7 protein-coding genes are annotated in these 18,654 nt (G+C 69.7%); all 7 read left to right on the plus strand.

Annotated features, from left to right (window positions below):
- The first annotated feature begins 9 nt into the window (after positions 1-9).
- A complete protein-coding gene (gene gspF / locus ACSFA7_RS20875) occupies positions 10-1,215 on the plus strand; it encodes a type II secretion system inner membrane protein GspF (RefSeq protein WP_435501132.1) in 1,206 nt (401 codons plus the stop codon).
- A gap of 211 nt (positions 1,216-1,426) precedes the next feature.
- Positions 1,427-2,692, plus strand: coding sequence for a substrate-binding domain-containing protein (locus ACSFA7_RS20880; protein WP_435501133.1), 1,266 nt, complete (start codon positions 1,427-1,429; stop codon positions 2,690-2,692).
- Positions 2,693-3,029: 337 nt separating this feature from the next.
- Positions 3,030-3,722 (plus strand): hypothetical protein, encoded by a 693-nt coding sequence (locus tag ACSFA7_RS20885; protein WP_435501134.1) that lies wholly within the window; start codon positions 3,030-3,032, stop codon positions 3,720-3,722.
- Between the two features lie 8 nt (positions 3,723-3,730).
- Positions 3,731-4,288: an RNA polymerase sigma factor gene (locus ACSFA7_RS20890; RefSeq protein WP_435501135.1), complete on the plus strand. Its 558-nt coding sequence runs from the start codon at positions 3,731-3,733 to the stop codon at positions 4,286-4,288.
- A gap of 8 nt (positions 4,289-4,296) precedes the next feature.
- The gene (locus tag ACSFA7_RS20895; protein WP_435501136.1) at positions 4,297-5,286 is read left to right on the plus strand and encodes a FecR family protein; all 990 of its coding nucleotides are present in this window, start codon (positions 4,297-4,299) and stop codon (positions 5,284-5,286) included.
- 64 nt (positions 5,287-5,350) lie between these two features.
- Positions 5,351-5,725 carry a FecR/PupR family sigma factor regulator gene (locus ACSFA7_RS20900; RefSeq protein WP_435501137.1) on the plus strand — a complete coding sequence of 125 codons (375 nt, stop codon included), beginning with the start codon at positions 5,351-5,353 and terminating at the stop codon, positions 5,723-5,725.
- Entirely contained in the window at positions 5,722-18,648 is a 12,927-nt protein-coding gene (locus ACSFA7_RS20905) for a filamentous haemagglutinin family protein (protein ID WP_435501138.1), read from the plus strand. The genes ACSFA7_RS20900 and ACSFA7_RS20905 overlap by 4 nt, the downstream gene beginning before the upstream one ends.
- The last annotated feature ends 6 nt before the right edge of the window (positions 18,649-18,654 follow it).

Genomic DNA, 18,654 nt, shown 5'->3' on the forward strand with positions numbered 1-18,654 from the left:
AGGCGCGGCATGGCCCGTTTCGAATTCGAGGCCGCGAACGGCGCCGGCGAAATCCAGCGCGGCACCACTGAGGGCGAGTCCGCGCGCTCGGTGCGCACGCAACTGCGCGAGCGCGGTCTGACGCCGCTCGACATTCGCGAGAAGGCCGCAGGCGGCGGGGCGCTGGCGTGGCTGAACCCGAAGCTCAGTGCCAGCGACCTGTGCTGGGCCACGCGCGAACTCGCGAGCCTCCTGGGCGCTCGCCTCACGCTCGAGGCCGCGCTCGTCGCCACCATCGAGCAGGCCGAGCGCAAGCACGTGGCCGATGCCTTGAGCGCGGTGTGCGACGGCGTGCGCGCCGGCATGCGGCTGGCCGATGCGCTGGGCGAGCGGCCGCGCGACTTTCCCTCGATCTACCGTGCGCTGGTGAGCGCGGGCGAAGACTCGGGCGACCTCGCGCGCGTGATGGAGCGGCTGGCCGACTATCTGGAGAACCGCGACAACCTGCGCAGCAAGGTGCTCACCGCGTTCATCTATCCGGCCATCGTCGGTTTCGTGTCGCTGTGCATCGTGGTCTTCCTGCTGGGTTATGTGGTGCCGCAGGTCATCGGTGCGTTCGCGCAAGCGAAGCAGGAGCTGCCGGCCATCACGCGCGCGATGCTGGCCGCGAGCGCCTTCGTGCGCGAATGGGGTTGGCTCACCGCGGGCCTCGTCGTCTGCGCCTGGGTGCTCGCCCGCGCCTCGCTGCACGATGCCGGCAGGCGACTGCGCTGGCACGCGATGGTGCTGCGCATGCCGATGGTGGGCCGCTACGCACTCGGTGTGGACACCGCGCGCTTCGCCTCCACGCTCTCGATCCTGATGGACGCGGGCGTGCCTCTGCTGCGCGCGCTGGAAGCCGCGCGGCAGACGCTCGGCAACGAATGGATCAAGCGCTGCGTGCTCGAAGCCACGGGCCGCGTGAAGGAGGGCACGCCGCTGGCGGCGGCGTTGAAAGCGCAAAAGATTTTTCCCTCGAACCTTGTGCACCTGGTCGCGAGCGGCGAGAAGACGGGCGCGCTCGCCGCCATGTTCGAGCGTGCGGCGCAGAACCTCTCCCGAGATCTGGAGCGCCGCGCGATGCGCCTGACCACCGTGCTCGAGCCTTTGATGATCGTCGGCATGGGAGGCGTGGTGATGGTGATCGTGCTCGCAGTGCTCATGCCGATCATGGAAATCAACCAGATGGTGCGCTGAATGTTCGGGAGCATGCGCCGCAAAAGCAGCCGCGAGTTCGGGAGTTTTTGCGTTGGTGTTCCCGAGGTTTTTTCGGCCCCTTGTCACCTGCGAAAAGCAAGATCAACAGCGTCGCCAGAGAGGTGACAGAGGTAGCGAAAAGGACGCGGCGATCAAGACGAACGCCGCGTCCGAGGTAGTTCATTTATTTGGTTCATTCAAAGGAGTTTCCATGAATGCAATGTTCAAGAAGGTCGCACTGTCGGCCGTGACGATGGCCGCCCTGATGGCCGCCGGTGCGGCTTCGGCCCAGATCGCTGTCGGCGGTGGCGCAACGCTGCCCGAGCCGCTGTACAAGGATCTGCTGCCCAGCGGCGTCGGTTCCACCAACTACACCTACACCGGCACCGGCAGCGGCGCCGGCAAGAAGGCCTTCCTGCAGAACAACGCGCAAGCCACGGTGGGCAGCGAGTTCCGCAACGAAAGCCTGGCCACCCGTCCGATCTGGGCGACAACGCAGTCGGTGCATTTCGCCGGCAGCGACTCCGCACTGACCGCCGCCGAACGCGACGCCTACAAGCTCGCCCACATCGAATCGTCGCCTGGCGTTCCGGTGACCGGCGCCGCCGCCTGGGGCCCGCTGATCCAGATCCCGGCCGTCGGTGCTGCCGTGCTCGTGCCCTACAAGAGCTCCACCACCAGCGCCGTGACCAACCTGAACCTGTCGGACGCGAAGATGTGCGCCGTCTTCTCGAAGAAGCCAGGCGGCGTGACCTGGAGCGAAGTGCTCGGCACCACCGGCGACACCACGCCGGTCCAGGTGGTCTACCGCACCGAGACCAGCGGTACCACCGAACTGCTGAGCCGTTATCTTGTCGCGGCTTGCCCCGGCTCCGGTTTCGTTGTTTCCAACAGCTTCGCCACCATGGTGGCCGGCGCGCTCCCGAGCGGCACCACCCTGGCCACCACGGGCTGGCTTGGCGTCGTCGGCAACGACGGCATGGCGACTTCGTTCGGCACGGCCGGCCGCATCGGCTACCTGAGCCCGGATCTGGCCTTCAACCCGAGCAACAACACGCTCGTCGCGAAGGTCAATGGCTTCCTGCCTGTCTCCGCTTCGATCAAGACGGCACTCGGCAGCCAGACGCTGCCCCTGGGCGGCGCCACGACCGATCCGCTCGCCTGGGTTCCGGCCTATGTGAAGCCGCCCGTCAGCGGCACCGGCGCCGGCTACCCGATCTTCGGCACCACCAACCTGCTGGTGAACCAGTGCTACAAGGATCCGGCGATCACCACCAAGGTCCGCTCGTTCCTGACCCGCCTGCTTGCACCGAGCTCGCTGATCGCCTCGCACAATTTCGTCACGCTGCCTGACGGCACGGGCGGCACCGCGAACTGGAGGTCCACGATCATCTCGACGTTCCTGACCTCGAGCAGCGCCCAGGCCATCGGCAACACCAACGTCTGCAACGGCATCGGCCGTCCGGTGAGCAACTGATCACCGTCTGATCGCGTGTCTTTCCGCGGCCATTGCAGCAGGTGCTGCCGGCTGCGGATTCGCCTCGGGGAATCCGGTTGCGCGCAAGCGCGTCCGGGCCTCGGGGCTTTCTCATGCCTGCGCGATCGGCCACGGAGGTGCGATGACCGCATTCGGCTTTTTTCAATGTCACGTGAACGTCACTCCCCAAAGCTAACGTCACCTGGGTTTGCCGACATGCCCCGTGTTCCGGTCGGCGAACGCGGCAACTCTGGAGCGCGTGCGCCTATCCGGTATGAGAGTGAATTCGGCATCGGTCAGTGTCGTGGCACTGGCATGGTGTCTTGCTGGAGCGGCCATGCCGTTCATCGCACGCACCGCGAGCGCACAGCAAGCGGAAGCAGCGACGGCGCCCGCGACGCGCATGGAATTCGACATCGCCGCGCAGCGCCTGGGCGATGCCATCGCCGCCTACAGCAAGGCGACGGGGCTGGACGTATTGATCGATGGCGTTCAGGCACAGCGCCTTTCGGGAACGGTGCGCGGCACGCTCACCGCCATGGAGGCTCTGGAGGCCATGCTGGTCGGCACGGGATTGGAGGCGCGCCATGCGAGCGCGACGTCGGTGGTGATTCGCGCATCGCGCACGGCCGGCGGCACGGCCCTGCAGCCGCTGCCCGATGCCGAGGGTATGGAGGAGTCCGGGTTCAAAGAGGGGGAAGTCTTGCATCAGTCCTACGCCGCCCAGGTCCAGCGGGCCTTGAACGGCACCTTGTGCGCCTCGACGCAGACGCGTCCGGGCAGCTATCGCCTCGCGCTGCAGCTGCATGTGGATGCGCACGGCGTGGTGGACCGCTTTCGCCTGCTGAGCACGACCGGTGTCTCCGACCGCGATGCCGCCATACAGATCCGGCTGCGCGGGCTGTCCGTCGGGAGCCCGCCGCCGCCCTCGCTGCCGCAGCCGCTGGTCATTCTGATGCTGCCGGAAGGACCCGGTGCGTGGTCCGATTGCGAGCCGGCGAGCGCCGATGCGAACAGGCGCATGCAATGAACGAAGGCATGGCCTCCACACTGCGCGCACGCATGGTCGCGCGCTACGTCGAGCTGCGCGGCAAGCTCGAGCGCATCGTCGGTTCGCGCGACGATGCGGCCGATGCGATGCAGGAAACCTGGCTGCGGCTTTCCACGACGAGTTCCACCGGTTCGACCGCAAGCGATGGCGGCACGGTGAACAACGCCGATGCCTACCTGTTGCGCATGGCCTCGAACATCGCGACCGACCAGTACCGGCAGAACAACGTGCTGCTGGTGCACGGCGAGATCGACGACCTGGTGCACATCGTGGACGAGGTGAGCGACCCCGAGCGCATTGCCAGCGCGCGCAGCGACGTGCAGGCGCTCAGCCATGTGCTTGCGCGCATGCCGGCGCGGCGGCGCGCGATCCTCGTGGCGGCGCGCGTGGAGGGCCAGCTCAACGACGAGATCGCGCGGCGCCTGGGCGTGTCGTTGAGCACGGTCGAGAAAGAGCTGCGCGCCGCCCTGGAATTCTGCAAGCTGCATTTGCCGGATGTGGAGGCTGCGCAGCGCGGCCACTTTGCCGGTCCGAGAAAATACTGATGAGCGCCATGACTTCCCCCGATCCCGAATCCCTGCTGCAACGCCAGGCCGAAGCCTGGTGGGTGCGCCTGCATTCGGGCCGGGCCACCCGCGCCGACGCCGATGCGTTCCGCGAATGGGCGACCCACAGCACGGCGCATGCAAAGGCCTGGCGCGAGGTGATGCGCACGTGGTCCGCGCTCGATCCGCTGCTGGCCGAAGAGGCCGTGCGCCAGGCCTCGCGCGCCGGCGCGTTCTCGTTGCGCGGCCTTTCCGCGGCCCTGACCCTGCAGTCGCCGCGGCGCAGGGCGTTCCTCGGTGGTGCGATCGCGGCCTCGGTAGCGGCGGGCGTGATGGCGATCGATCCGCCGCTCGGCCTCTGGCCCTCGGTCGGCGACCTCACGGCGGACTACCGCACCGGCACCGGCGAGCAGCGCCAGGTGGCGCTGGCCGAGGGCATCAGCGTGCGCATGAACACGCAGACGCTCATCAACCGCATCGGCGCCGACGCGAGCCCCCGCGGCCTGGTGCTGGTGGCGGGAGAGGCCGAGATCATGGCGAACGGCGCGAACGATTTCCTCGTGGAAACCGGTGGTGGCCGCCTCCTGGCGCGCGGCGCGCGCTTCAACATCCGCCACACCGGCCCGCAGGTCTGCGTGACCTGCCTGGACGGCCGCGTGACCGTGTCGGTGAACGGCGAGCAGCGCTCGCTCGAAGCGGGCCGGCAAGTGACCTTCGACCGGGCCGGCCTGCAGGAGGTCGTGCGCGCGGACGAGGCCAGCGTGAGCACGTGGCGAACCGGCGTGCTGTCCTTCGACCGCATGCCGCTCGCGGAAGTGATCGAAGAGATCAACCGCTACCGGCCGGGCAAGGTCTTGCTGCGCAACGAAGAGCTGGGCCGCACGCTGGTGAGGATGCAGCTGAACCTGCGCAGCATCGACAACGCGCCCGTGATGATTCGCGAGCTCTACGGCGCACGCATGCGCAGCCTGCCTGGCGGCATCGTGGTGCTGAGTTGAGAAGCTGATGCGAAATTGATTTACGGGTTGCGCCGCGCAGGCTCGTCATGGAGGTATGGATGCGATGCCTCATGACGAACGCCCACGCGACGCACGCAGCGACGAGGCCTGCCTGGGCGAAGCGCTGGACTGGATCGTGCGCCTGAACCGCCTGCGCGCGAGCGACAGGGAAGTTCGCGCGCTCGCGATCTGGTGCGCACGCAGCGCGGCGCATGCCCGTGCATGGCGCGAGGCGATGGCGTTGTGGGCATTGCTGCTGCCCGCCGCGCGCGAGTTCTTTCCATCGCAACACCGCCGTGGCGCGGCACCGCGGCCGCGGATCGCCCATGCGGCCGGCGACATCCGATTTCCCCATCGCAGCGCCGCATCGGGCGCTGCGCCGGACACCTCCTTTTCCTCGCAATCCCCGCACTTGCGTCCCAGGCACTCATGGTCTTGAATCCGCACACCATCCGTTCGCGCCGTTCCACGGCCGAATCCCGCGAGGCCGCTGCCCGCGGCGATCTTCGATTGACACCGCTCGCGCGCGCGGTCGCCGTGGCGCTCGCGGCGCTCGGCGCCTGGGGCCCGGCACATGCGGGCCAGGCCTTCAGTCCCGCATGGTTCGCCAGCAAGGGCGCCGCGCAGGCCGCCGCCGCGCAGACCGGACGCCTGCCGAACGGCATGCCGGCTTCGAACCTCACGAACCCCGCGCAGCAGCAGCAACAGGCCAACGCCCAGTTGCAGCGTTCGATCGGCAACCTGAACCTGGCCGCGCAGTCCATCGCGGCGCAGCAGGCCGCACAGGCGGCGGCGCGCGAGGCGGCGCTGCGCGATCCGTCCTCCGTTCCCGATGGCCTGGCCGACGGCGGCCTCAGGGTCGACACGAACAGCCTCACCGCGGGCTGGCACAACGCGCAGGCGCCGGTGCAATCGCAGCAGCCCGACGGCCGCACGAACGTGGCGATCCAGCAGACCGGCGACCGCGCCATCCTCAACTGGGAGACCTTCAACGTCGGGCGCAACACGACGGTGGAGTTCAGACAGCAGGCCGACTGGGCGGCGCTCAACCGCGTGAACGATCCGCAGGCGCGGCCTTCGCAGATCCAGGGGCAGATCAAGGCCAACGGCACGGTGCTCATCGCCAACCGCAACGGCATCGTCTTCAGCGGCAGCAGCCAGACCGATACGCGCAACCTCTTGGCGGCGGCGGCGCGCATCAGCGACGAGCAGTTCAAGACCAACGGCATCCACAGCGCGAAGACCGCCGACAGCTACGCACCGAGCTTCACCGACGCGGGCGGCGCGGTGCGGGTGGAGGCGGGCGCGCGTATCACCACCAGCACGCCGACCTCCGTCAAACAGGGTGGCGGCTACGTGCTGCTGATGGGCCAGGAGGTGAGCAACGCCGGCGCCATCACCACGCCGCGCGGGCAGGCACAACTGGCCGCCGGTGACTTCTTCATCGTGCGCCCCGGCCAGGGCACGGCGGCCAACCAGGTTTCCACCACGCGTGGCAACGAGGTGTCGCCGCAATTCAATGCCGACAGCAAGGCGGGGCATGTCGTCAACACCGGCCTGCTGCTGGCGCCCGAAGGCGACATCACGCTGGCCGGCCGCAAGGTGGTGCAGGATGGCGTGGCGCTCGCCACCACCACGGTGGACACGCGCGGCACCATCCACCTGCTCAACTCGGCGAGTGACAAGCAGGGCAGCGTCACCGTCACGCAGCGCGCAGTGAACGCGGTGCTGCTGGACGACAAGAACGGCCGCACCGCGCTCGACAGCCAGCGCGAAGCGGCGATTGCCGAGTCGGCCAGGCAGAACAGCCTGCGCACCTCGGCCGGCGCGACCGGCGCATTCGACAACCTCTCGCTGCTGAATGACCGGCAGGACCTCTCGCGCATCGAGATCGTCACGGGCGGCAACGTGCTGTTCGAAGGCGGCTCGACCACGCTCGCGACCGGCGGGCAGCTCGCCGTGAGCGCGGGCCAGGTCGGCGGACGCAGCACCGTGGCCGATGGCGCGCGGCTCGATGTATCGGGCGCGGTGGGCGTGCAGGTGGCGATGTCCTCCAGCAACGTGCAGATCAACATCCAGGGCAACGAACAGCGCGATGCGCCGCTGAACCGCGACACCACGAAGCTGAACAACGCCAACGTATGGATCGACCGGCGCAAGCTGGTGCGCGTGGCCGCCGGCGTGGGCGGCTACGACAAGGAGCGCTGGTACACCCCGGGCGGCCTGCTCGAAGTCGGCGGCTACCTGGGCCTGCAGGGCCACGGCATCGGCGAATGGGCCGCGCAGGGCGGCAGCGTCACCTTCGGCGGCGGCGAGGTGGTCACGCAGGCGGGCTCGAACATCAACCTGTCGGGCGGCACGCTGGATGTGCAGACCGGCGTGATCCGCCAGAGCTGGCTCAAGGGCGTGGACGGGCGGCTCTACGAGGTGTCGAATGCGCCGGCCAACGTGGCCTACAGCGGCCTGTACAAGGGCTTCGAGGACGAACACAAGCGCTGGGGCGACAAGACCACCGGCTACTTCTACAACCCGCTGATCGGGCCGCAGAGCCGGCTCGAGAACGGCTACACCGTGGGCCGCGATGCGGGCCGGCTGGTGGTGGCGACCGGTGCGGCGGTGCTGGAAGGCGACATCACCGCCACCGCCTACCAGGGGCCGCGCCAGACGGTGAAGGGCGATGCCGCGCTCGACGGCTACGCCCAGTCGCACAACGCGGCGGCGCAGGCTGCGCAACTGGTGCTCGGCAGCTACACGACCGGCTACAACACCGATCCCGCGCAAGGACCGTTGGGCGATTTCCGTGCGCTGGCACCCACGTTCCGGCGCATCGTGTTCGACGACGCGCAGCCGGCGTTCGGCGCGGGACTCTCGCCCGATGGGCCGCTGCCCCAGGACCGCAAGGACACGCTGTACCTGAACAGCAAGCGCCTGAGCGGCTTCGGCCTCGGTGCGATCACCGCCGTGGCGAGCGAGAGCGTGACGGTCGACGACGGCCTGGCCGTGTCACCGGGCGGCAGCATCGAGCTCTTCGCCACCAAGGTCGCGGTGAATGCGGACCTCACGGCGCGCAGCGGCGCCATCGTGCTGGGCAATGCGGCCACGCCGCTGATGCGCGCGGGCCTCACGCCCATGCTCCTGCCGACGCCCGCCGCCGACAAGCCCGGTGAAGTCGTCATCGCCAAGGACGCGAAGCTCGATGCGCGCGGCCTCTGGACCAACCTGCAGCGCGATCCGGGCAACGGCCTCGGCCTCGCGTACCTCGATGGCGGCAGCGTCGACATCCGCAGCCTGGGCGCCGTGACGCTCACCGCCGGCACCTCGATCGACGTGTCCTCGGGCGGTGCGGTGCTGGTCAACGGCAAGACGCGCGGCGGACGCGGCGGCGACGTGACGCTGGGCGCGGATGTGGTGCCCGGCGATTCGGTCGCGCACGGCCTGCTCACGATCGACGGCGACATCCGCGGCTACGGCGCCAATGGCGGCGGCACGCTCAAGCTGATATCGGGCGGGGGCATCGTGATCGGCGGCCAGGTGCGCGGCACGGGCGACGTGCTGAATGCGGGCGAGAGGGCGCCCTTCGACCTGATCCTGCTGCAGGACTACCAGGTGAAGGCTGGAGATCTACTTCCGATGGACTACACCTACGAACGCACGCAGGCGCTGCCGGGCGAGGCCGTGGGGGCGGCGCCGGTTTTCGGCAACGCTCCGGCGTACGCCGTTGTCCTGGCGGCCGACTGGAAACCGCCCGAAGCGTTGGCCGGTACCGGCGCTTATACCTTGCAAGCCATCGTCAATGGCGCGACTCAGTTCTTCGACATCGGTCAGGCGGCGGCCGGGGCAGTCATCCCGACCTTGCCGGCAGGATCCACGTTGATCGGAATCACCAACACCCGTGCGTTCCCACTGGGCTACAGCGTGCCGGCGAACGTGTTCCCGAACGGGATTCCCGTCACCCCTCAAGTCCTGACGGTCGCCGCCGGCCAGGCGGCGCCGGTAGACTTCACGCTCGCAAGCGGCACCCAGGTGACCGCCGGCTCCGTCTTCAGGCAGGACACGGCCACCCGGCCCAACACGGCGATCGATCCGTCCGTCCTGCAATCGGGTTTTGCGCGCTACGACCTCAACGGCCACCTGGGCGTCATCGTGGCCGACAACGCGCGGCTGGATGTCCGGATGCCTGTGTACCGTTTCGCCGACGGCGCGAACGCATCCGCGACCGGCAGCGACCCCGCGGCCGGCCTTTCGCTCTGGACGCCACCGGTCTGGACGGAAGACCCGGTCAAGGGCGTGCTCACGCAGCGCGGCGGCGCCAGCCTGACCTTGCAATCGACGGTGGGTTCGGGCACCACAACGACATCCACCGGCCCCATCGACATCCGGCCGGGCACCGCGATCGATGTCGACCCCGGCCAGTCGATCGCCTTGGTGGGGCGCGACATCACGGTCGACGGCCGCCTCAGCGCACCGGGCGGCACGATCGCGATCGACCGGCCGCAGACCACGGCGCTCGCAACGCCGGGCCTCGTCTGGATCGGCGAGCACGCCGTGCTGGATGTCGCCGCACGCGCGGCCACCGCGCAGGACATGTTCGGCCGGACCTACGGCCGCGTGGCCGACGGAGGCACGATCAGCATCGGCGGTGCGCTCGACTGGGACACGACGGGCGAGGCGAAAGCCGCCGATGCGTTCATCGTCATCCGTTCGGGCGCGCTGCTCGATGCCTCGGGCGCCAACGCCTTGCTCGATCCCTCGGGCAGCGCACCGGGCCGCTCGCCCGCGCCTGTCATGGTGGCCAGCAACGGCGGCTCGATCGTGCTGAAGTCCAACCACGGCCTGTACCTGGACGGCACACTGCGCGCGGCAGCCGGTGGCGAAGGTGCCGCGGGCGGCACGCTGGCGCTCGCGCTCGCATCGCCGGTCTATGTGAGGGCGACCACCCGCGGCGACGTGCTGCGCCATCGCGAGCTGGTGCTGGCACAGGTGCAGGGCGACAGCTCCGTGGCGGCGGCGCAGACCCTGGCGGATGCCAGGGGCGGGCTGCTCACGGGCACCGCGCGCATCGGCGTCGACCGCATCGAAGCCGGCGGCTTCGGCAATCTCTCGGTGCTCGTCGATGGGGCACTCGGCTTCGACGGCAACGTTGCGCTCGGCATGAGCCAGAGCCTGCGCCTGTATGCGGGCACCTACGCGCACGGCGAGACCTCGGCAGCGGATTCGACGGTGTCGCTGTCCGCGCCCTACGTGCGCCTGGCGGGCACGATCCGCAGGGCCAGAGCTGAGGGCACGATCATGCCGATGGCCCATTGGGAGAACGGCCCATCCCGCCAGCAGGGCGACGGCAGGTTTTCCGTGCTGGCGGACCTGGTCGACCTGCGGGATGCGGTCGGGTTCGGCACCCGTGCGGAGGTCAACCTGGGCATCACGGGCTATGCGGTGGACCGGCGCGGGTTCGAAGACGTCGAGCTCACGAGCCGCGGCGACATCCGCCTGCTCGGCGCGAATCTATCGACGCCTGGCAACGTGCACCTGACCGCCGAGCAGATCTATCCGGGGACCGGGACGAGCAATACGGTCATGGCGGGCTATGTCCAAGGTCCCGATTCGCGCCAGAGCTATGCCGCCGGCAGCGTTCTCTCCATCCGCCGCTACAGCGAAGACGAGGTCGCCATGCCGTATTCGGTCTTCGGCGATATCACCCTGGCCGCCGAGACCGTCGAGCAAGGCGGCATCGTTCGAGCGCCCTTGGGAAGGCTGACGCTGGGCACGGAATTCGATTCGGTCACGGCTGCGACAAACCGCGTGACGCTGCTGCCCGGCAGCATCACCTCGGTGAGCGGCGAAGGCCTGCTCATGCCGTACGGCGGCACTGTCGATGGCCTGAGCTACCTGTACAACGGCCAGCCGGTGGTGCTCAAGGGCGTGGGCGACCTGGAGGGCGGCGTCAAGTTGGCAGCGCGCCACCTCGACGCACAGGCGGGCTCCGTGCTCGACCTGTCGGGTGGCGGCACGCTGGCGGGCGCGGGTTTCGTGAGCGGGCGCGGCGGCTCGGTCGATGTGCGCGCGACGCCGCTGGCCAACGCGAACCCCGCCAACGGCTTCAGCCGGCCCGGCAATGCCGTCTATGCGATCGTGCCCGGCAGCGCGGCCGGCTATGCGCCGGTGGCGCCCGAGGCGGGCTTCGGCACGCCGGGCATCGGGCAGCAGATCACCGTGCCCGCGGGCGTGCCCGGCCTGCCTGCCGGCACCTACACGCTCATGCCGTCCAACTACAGCCTGCTGCCGGGCGCGTTCCGGGTGGAAATCGGCGCGGCCGACCGCATCGGGCTTTCGGGCGTCACGAGCGTGAGCAACGGCTCCTACGTGGCGGGCGGCTACCTCGGCGTCGCCAACACGTCGATCCGCGAGGCGCTGCCCAACCAGGTCGTCATCACGCCGGGCGACAAGGTGCGCAGCTACGCGAGCTACAACGAGACCGACTACAACGCCTTCGTGCAGGCGGATGCGGCGCGGCGCGGCTTCCTGCGCGCGGCGCTCACCTCGGACGCGAAGACGCTGGACATCATGCTGTCCAGGCCGCCCGTGGGCGAGACGGACCGGACCGCGCTGAAGTTCGACGGCGAACTGCGCCTGGGTGCGCAGCCCGCGAGCGCGGGCTTCGGCGGCACGGTGAACGTGCGCAACCTCGCCGAGGTTCTCGCCGCGGGGCAGGCGGCCGACGAGACGCTGGCGGGCGCATCGGTCCACGACACCGAATTGAACAAGCTGGGCACCTCGCGCCTGGTGCTCAACGGCACGCTGGGAACCACCTACGGCCAGCGCGGCCGGATCGTCAACATCGCAGGCGCCGGCAGCCTCGTCGTGCGCAGCGGCGCCAGCCTGTCGGCGGGCGAACTTATCCTGGCCGGCGCGGCCGCTCCCGTGGGAGACGGCGCCATCACCATCGAGGAGGGGGCGTCGCTCGGCACCCTGGGCAGGGGCGCGGCGAGCTACGGCTCCAACGACGGCTATGTGTTCACCGGCACAGGGGTGCTCGCCCTGTCCAATGGCTGGTTCAATCTTCTTCTCGCGCAACCTTCCGCGGCGCAAGGACCCGGAACGGTGGCCATCGACATCGGCAGCTGCGTGAGCGCGGCCTGCAGCGGCGCGACCCGGCTCGTGTCGGAGGGCACGCTGGCGATCGCGACCGGCGGTGCGCTGACGCTGGCCGACAACGTTTCCTACGGCACCCGCAACCTTTCGCTGGCACTGGCCGCGGTCAACCTCGGCGAGGACGCCGACATCGCCGCCGCGCGCGCCGGCGGCCAACTGCCGAGCGGGCTCGTGCTCAACCAGGCCAAGCTGGACAGCCTGCTGGCCGGCAACACCGCCACCGGCGCGCCCGCGCTGGAGACGCTGACCCTCAATGCGCGGGATGCCGTGAACACCTACGGCGCGGTGAAGCTCGATGCATCGAGCCTCGACCGGCTGGTGCTCGGCACGCCCGTGATCTACGGCTACGGGGCGGCGGGCGACGTGGTCGCGATCCGCGCGGGCGAGTTCGTCTGGACCGGCGCCGAGGGCGCGCCCGGCGCCGCGGTCGCCGGGCTGCCGGGCGGCGGCACGCTCGACATCGCCGCGCGCTCGATCGTGCTGGGCCACGGCCCGTACGCGCAGGTGAGCGGCACGCAGACCGATGCGCGGCTCGCGCTGGGCTTTGCCGACGTGAAGCTCACGGCCTCCGAGCGCGTGACGTCCGACAGCAGCAGCACGCTCGCGGTGTACCAGCGGCAAGGTGCGTACACGCCGGGCGAAGGCCATGCGTATGAAGGTGGCAACCTAGCGATCACGTCGCCGCTCTTGACGGGGCAGGCGGGCTCGAAGACCCGCATCACCGCGGGCGGCGCCATCACCGTGGCCGCACCGCAAGGAACGGGCACGGCCGCATCGAGCGACGCGCTCGGCGCCACACTGGAACTTCGGGGGAAGAGCGTCGGCCTGGAGGGCAGCATCGTGCTGCCCTCCGGGCGGCTGGTGCTCGCGGCGTCCGACGGCATTGCGCTGGGCGCCGGCTCGCGCATCGACCTGTCGGGCCGCAAGGTGGCGCTGTTCGATGTCGACAAGTACAGCTGGGGCGGCGACCTCGTGCTCTCCAGCGCGGCCGGCAACATCGCGCAGGCCGCGGGCTCGGTGATCGACGTCTCGGCGCGCAACAACCGCGGCGGCACGGTCGAGGCCACTGCGCTGGGCGAGGGTGCGGGTCGCGTCGATCTGCTGGGGGCCATTCGCGGCAGCAGCAGCGGCAGCTACGACGCGGGCGGCACGGTGGTGCCCTACGACGCGGGCGAACTCACGGTGCGCGCGCAGACGCTGGGCGACTTCGCGGACCTCAACAACCGGCTGAACGAAGGCGGTGTGTTCGGCGCGCGCCGCTTCCAGGTGAAGCAGGGCGACCTCGTGGTGGGCGACGGCGTGAAGGCCCGCGAAGTGTCCATTGCCGTGGACGGCGGCAGCCTGCGCGTGGACGGCCGCATCGACGCGAGCGGCTTCCAGGTCGGCTCGATCCGGCTCGCGGCGAAGGGCGACCTCACGGTCAACGGCACGCTCGACGCGCACGGCACAGGGCTGCGCGTGGACAGCTACGGCAAGATCATCGACAGCCCCAACCGGGCCATCGTCGATCTCACCAGCACCGAGGGCATGCTCACGCTGGGCAGCGGCGCGCGCATCGACCTGCGCGCCGGCACCGAGGTGGCCGTGGGCACGAAGGCGGGACAGAACGATGGCCGTGCGCGCGGCACGCTCGACCTGAATGCGCCGCGTGTCGGTGCGAACGACGTGGCCGTCACGGTCAACGGCACGCCTGCGATCCAGGGCGCGAAGACCATCGCGGTCAACGCCTTTCGCAGCTACGACGACGCGCCGCTGGCTGATTTACCCGATGTGTCGGGCTACAGGCCGCAGCTCATCACGCAGGGCTACCTCGACCGCATCGACGGCGAGAGCCGGCTCTTCATCGATGCCGCGCTGGGCAACGGCGCACTCGCCAACCGGCTGGCGGGCCTGGGCGGCTATCACCTGCGGCCGGGCGTGGAGATCGTCAGCGACCGCGTGAACAACCCGCACGGCGACCTCACGGTGGACGGCGACCTCGATCTCTCGGGCTACCGCTACGGCCCCGGTGCCGACCGCAACGATCCGGCGCGGCGCGGCTTCGGTGAGCCGGGCAAGCTGGTGATTCGCGCGGCCGGCGGGCTCAATGTCCACGGCAGCATCAACGACGGCTTCGCGCCGCCTCCTGCGACGCCCGACGACAACGGCTGGGTGCTGGTGGAAGGGCGTTCCCCCGCCTTCGGCGGCGACATCGTGGTGCCGATCGACAACGTGGTGCTCGAGACCGGCACGGTCTTCCCGGCGGGATCGACGCTCAACTACAGCGTGAACGTGGCAGCGATGACGCTGCCCGCGGGCACGGTGCTGCCGGTGGACGCGGTGCTCACGGGCACGCTGAACCTCTCGGCGGGCACGGTGGTCGCCGCCAACATCTACAACGCCGACGGTTCGGTGGCCTATGCGGCCGGCACGGTGCTGCGGACCGCCACGGCGCTGGGCGAGGGCATGCGGCTGGGTGCCGGAACGGCGCTGCGCGCGCCGGCTGGCGTGGCCGCGCTGACCTGGCCCAAGGGCGTGGCGCTGCCGGTGGAGATGAGCACGACCGGCCAGACGGTTCTTGCGCGGGGATCGCTGATTCCGTCGTCGACCACGATCGAACTGCCGGGCGACCAGCCCATCGACCTGCGGCCTTCGGTGAACGGCGTGCAGGGGCGCAACTGGGCCGTCGCGCCGATGCTCGGCGAGGGTGCCACGTCATGGGATATGCAACTGGTGGCGGGCGCCGATCTGGGCTCGGCCGACCGGCGTGCGCTGAACCCGGCTTCGAAAGCGGCCATCCGGCTGGGCGATGCGCACGGGATCAAGGACTACATCATTGCCACGAACGCAGTCCTGACCTGGGGGCCGAACGCACACGAAGTGGGCGACTATGTCGAGGGCGAATTGGTGCCGGAATCCGAAAGATGGGTTTGCGATTTCGACCCGTCCTACTGCGTGGCGGGTCCCGGAGAGCCAAGCATCACCGGCAGCAAGCTTGTCGCATCGGCCTTCAGCGTGCTGAGAACCGGCACCGGCGACCTCGAACTGCTCGCCGCCGGCGACATCCGCATGGATTCGCTCTACGGCGTGTACACCGCCGGCGCGGCAACCGCAGTCGATGCCGCGTACGACCGGCCGCGCGGCAAGGACGCCAGCGGCTCGCCGATCGGCCCGCAGTCCGAACTGCTCGACTACAGCGCCGGCCTGGCGACGTATCGCGCCTGGTATCCCGACCAGGGCGGCAACGTACTGGTCGCGGCCGGCGGCAACCTTGTGGGCGATCTGCTGGGCAACGAACTGTCGAGCGTGTTGCCGGGGAACTGGCTGTGGCGTCAGGGTTCGGGAACGGCCGCCATCGACGAGGCGATTCCCACGGCGTGGTGGATCAACTTCGGCGCTTACACGCCTACAGCAGACAAATTCGACCGCAAGGCACCGGACCTCGCCGGATTCACGGGCTTCGGCACGCTGGGCGGGGGCGACATCCGCATTCGTGTGGGCGGCGAGGCTGGAACGATCGGATTGCGCGGCTTCCAGGCCTCTGGCGTGGCCCGCAGCGAAGGCCTCGTGGTCGCAGTGGGCAGCACCGGCCGCGTCGGTGCCGACGGCACCCTCACGCTGACCGGCGGCGGCGACATCGACATGCGCGTTGCCGGGGCACTCAACCCCAATCGCAACCTGAGCACGGGTTCGGAAAAACTCGTTCTCACCGGCGCCATCGCGAACCTGCGCGGCGCCACCGAGGTCAGCGCCGCATCGATCGGCAGCCTGGGCCTGCAGTACCTGTCGGGCACGTTCAATTTTTCCGACCCGGTCGACGCACGGGGCATCGATCCGTTCGCGGCGAGCTATGCCGACGCCAGGGGCGGCATCAACCTCGTGCCGGGCGACACGGCGATCCACATGCAGACGCGCGGCGACCTGGTGCTCGGCGGCGCGTCCGATCCGGGACGCAGCGACACGCCCAACAGTTCCGCCTTCTCGGTAGGCGGCCAGGCGCCGAACGCGGGCGGGCAGGGCTGGTTCAGTCTCTGGACCGGCCGCAGCGCGATCAACCTCACCTCCGCCGGCGGCCACCTGACCCCCACCATGGCGGCCGGCGACAACAGCCAACTGCGCACCACATCGAAGGATGCGTGGATCGTCTATCCCTCCAATTTCCGCGCCGCGGCCCTGACGGGGAGCCTCTACTACGGCTATGCGGCACTGCCGCTGACCGTGGGGGATCCCGACAAGATCAAGTACGGCCTGACGCTCGCACCGTCGGCCACTGGCGAGCTGGAAATGCTCGCAGGCGGGTCCATCTACGCGGGCCAGTATTCGGTCGGCATGTCCGGCACGGGCACGCCGTTGCCCACGCCGTTCAATCCTGCATTTGTCGGCCAGGCGTACGGCGCCGGCAAGGTGCTTGCAACCAATGTTGCGAGCAACGGCCTGGCGATCTCGGGCAGCGGCGACGCGACCCAGTTCAATGGCCCGACGCTCTTCGCATTCGGTCCGAACACGGCGGCGGTCGGACTCGACCGCGCAGCCGGCGCACCGCCCGTGCGCTTCTATGCCGCCGGCGGCGACATCATCGGTCTGAAGACAGGCGAAGTCATCGCGCGCAGCACGACGGAGACCTGGTACAACGCCGCCGCGCCGATCCGCGTGATGGCGGGGCGCGACATCGTCAACACCGGCGTCGCGCCGGGAGACTCGACCGCAGCCCCCCAGGAACTCGGGGGCAACTTGCGCGGCAACCTGATCGTTCACGACAACCCGACCGACGTCTCCATCGTCTCGGCCGGCCGCGACATCCGTTATGCCAACTTCGACATCGCCGGTCCCGGCACGCTGGAAGTCACGGCGGGCCGCAACCTGCTGCAGGAAGACCGCGGCGGCGTCACCTCCATCGGCCCGGTCGTGCCGGGCGACACGCGCCCGGGCGCATCGGTCGCGATGGCGGCGGGCGTGGGCACGGCGGCCGGTATCTCGGGCCTGGACATGTCGGCGATCCGCACGCGCTACCTCGATCCGTCGATGCGCGCCGATGCGGCCACGTCCCTCGCGAGCCAGCCGGGCAAGGCCGTCAAGACCTACGAGACGGAACTCGCCGCATGGCTGAACACGCGCTACGGTTTCAGCGGCGATACAGCGCAGGCTCTCGCGTACTTCGACGCGTTGGCGCCGGAGCAGCAGCGCGTCTTCCTGCGCGAGGTGTACTACGCCGAGCTGCGTGCAGGCGGCCGCGAGTACAACGATCCGCAGAGCAGCCGTTCGGGCTCGTACCTGCGCGGCCGCGAGATGATTTCGACGCTGTTCCCAGAGAAGGACGCGGCCGGCAACGCGATCGCGCGCGGCGGCGACATCACCATGTTCGGCGGCTCGGGCGTGCGCACCAATTTCGGCGGCGACATCGAGATGCTCGCGCCGGCCGGCCAGATCATCCTGGGCGTGCAGGGCGCCGTGCCGCCGGCCACCTCGGGCGTGATGACGCAGGGCGAGGGCGACATCCGCCTCTTCAGCGACGGCAGCCTGCTGCTGGGCCTCTCGCGCATCATGACCACCTTCGGCGGCGACATCTTCGCGTGGTCGGCCAAGGGCGACATCAACGCGGGCCGCGGCTCCAAGACCACGGTGCTCTACACGCCGCCCAAGCGCGTGTACGACGCGGTGGGCAACGTGGAGGTTTCGCCGCAGGTGCCGAGCTCGGGCGCGGGCATCGCCACGCTGGCGCCGATTGCCGAAGTGCCGCCGGGCGACGTCGACCTGATCGCGCCGCTGGGCACCATCGATGCGGGCGAGGCCGGCATCCGCGTGTCGGGCAACGTGAACGTCGCGGCGCTGCAGGTGGTGAATGCGGCCAACATCCAGGTGAAGGGCGAGTCGTCCGGCCTGCCGGTGATCGCCTCGGTGAACGTGGGTGCGCTCACGAACGCCAGCGCGGCGGCCTCGCAGGCCAGCATGGCCGCGCAGGACGTGATGCAGCGCGAACGCGCCGCCGCGCGGCAGGCCTTGCCCTCGGTGTTCACCGTGCGCGTGCTGGGCTTCGGCAACGAGCCGGCCGGTGGCGGCAACAGCGGCAATGACAACAACGGCGGCAGCAACAACGACGCGCCCGCCGGCAAGGCATCGACGCCCGTGAGCTACAACCCGCGCAGCGTGATCCGCGTGCTGGGTGGTGGCGGCAGCCTGCCGCCGTCGGCGAGCCGGCAACTGACGGACGAGGAGCGCGCCAACCTGCAACGTTGACCTGCG

The organism is Variovorax trehalosi (genome assembly GCF_051216415.1).
Classification (GTDB): domain Bacteria; phylum Pseudomonadota; class Gammaproteobacteria; order Burkholderiales; family Burkholderiaceae_C; genus Variovorax.

What these genes read in the sequence shown, in the direction of transcription:
- ACSFA7_RS20890 (WP_435501135.1), top strand. Translation starts at nt 3,731, where the DNA reads ATGGCCTCCACACTGCGCGCACGCATGGTCGCGCGCTACGTCGAGCTG.
- ACSFA7_RS20880 (WP_435501133.1), top strand. Translation starts at nt 1,427, where the DNA reads ATGAATGCAATGTTCAAGAAGGTCGCACTGTCGGCCGTGACGATGGCC.
- ACSFA7_RS20900 (WP_435501137.1), top strand. Translation starts at nt 5,351, where the DNA reads ATGCCTCATGACGAACGCCCACGCGACGCACGCAGCGACGAGGCCTGC.
- ACSFA7_RS20885 (WP_435501134.1), top strand. Translation starts at nt 3,030, where the DNA reads ATGCCGTTCATCGCACGCACCGCGAGCGCACAGCAAGCGGAAGCAGCG.
- ACSFA7_RS20895 (WP_435501136.1), top strand. Translation starts at nt 4,297, where the DNA reads ATGACTTCCCCCGATCCCGAATCCCTGCTGCAACGCCAGGCCGAAGCC.
- gspF (WP_435501132.1), top strand. Translation starts at nt 10, where the DNA reads ATGGCCCGTTTCGAATTCGAGGCCGCGAACGGCGCCGGCGAAATCCAG.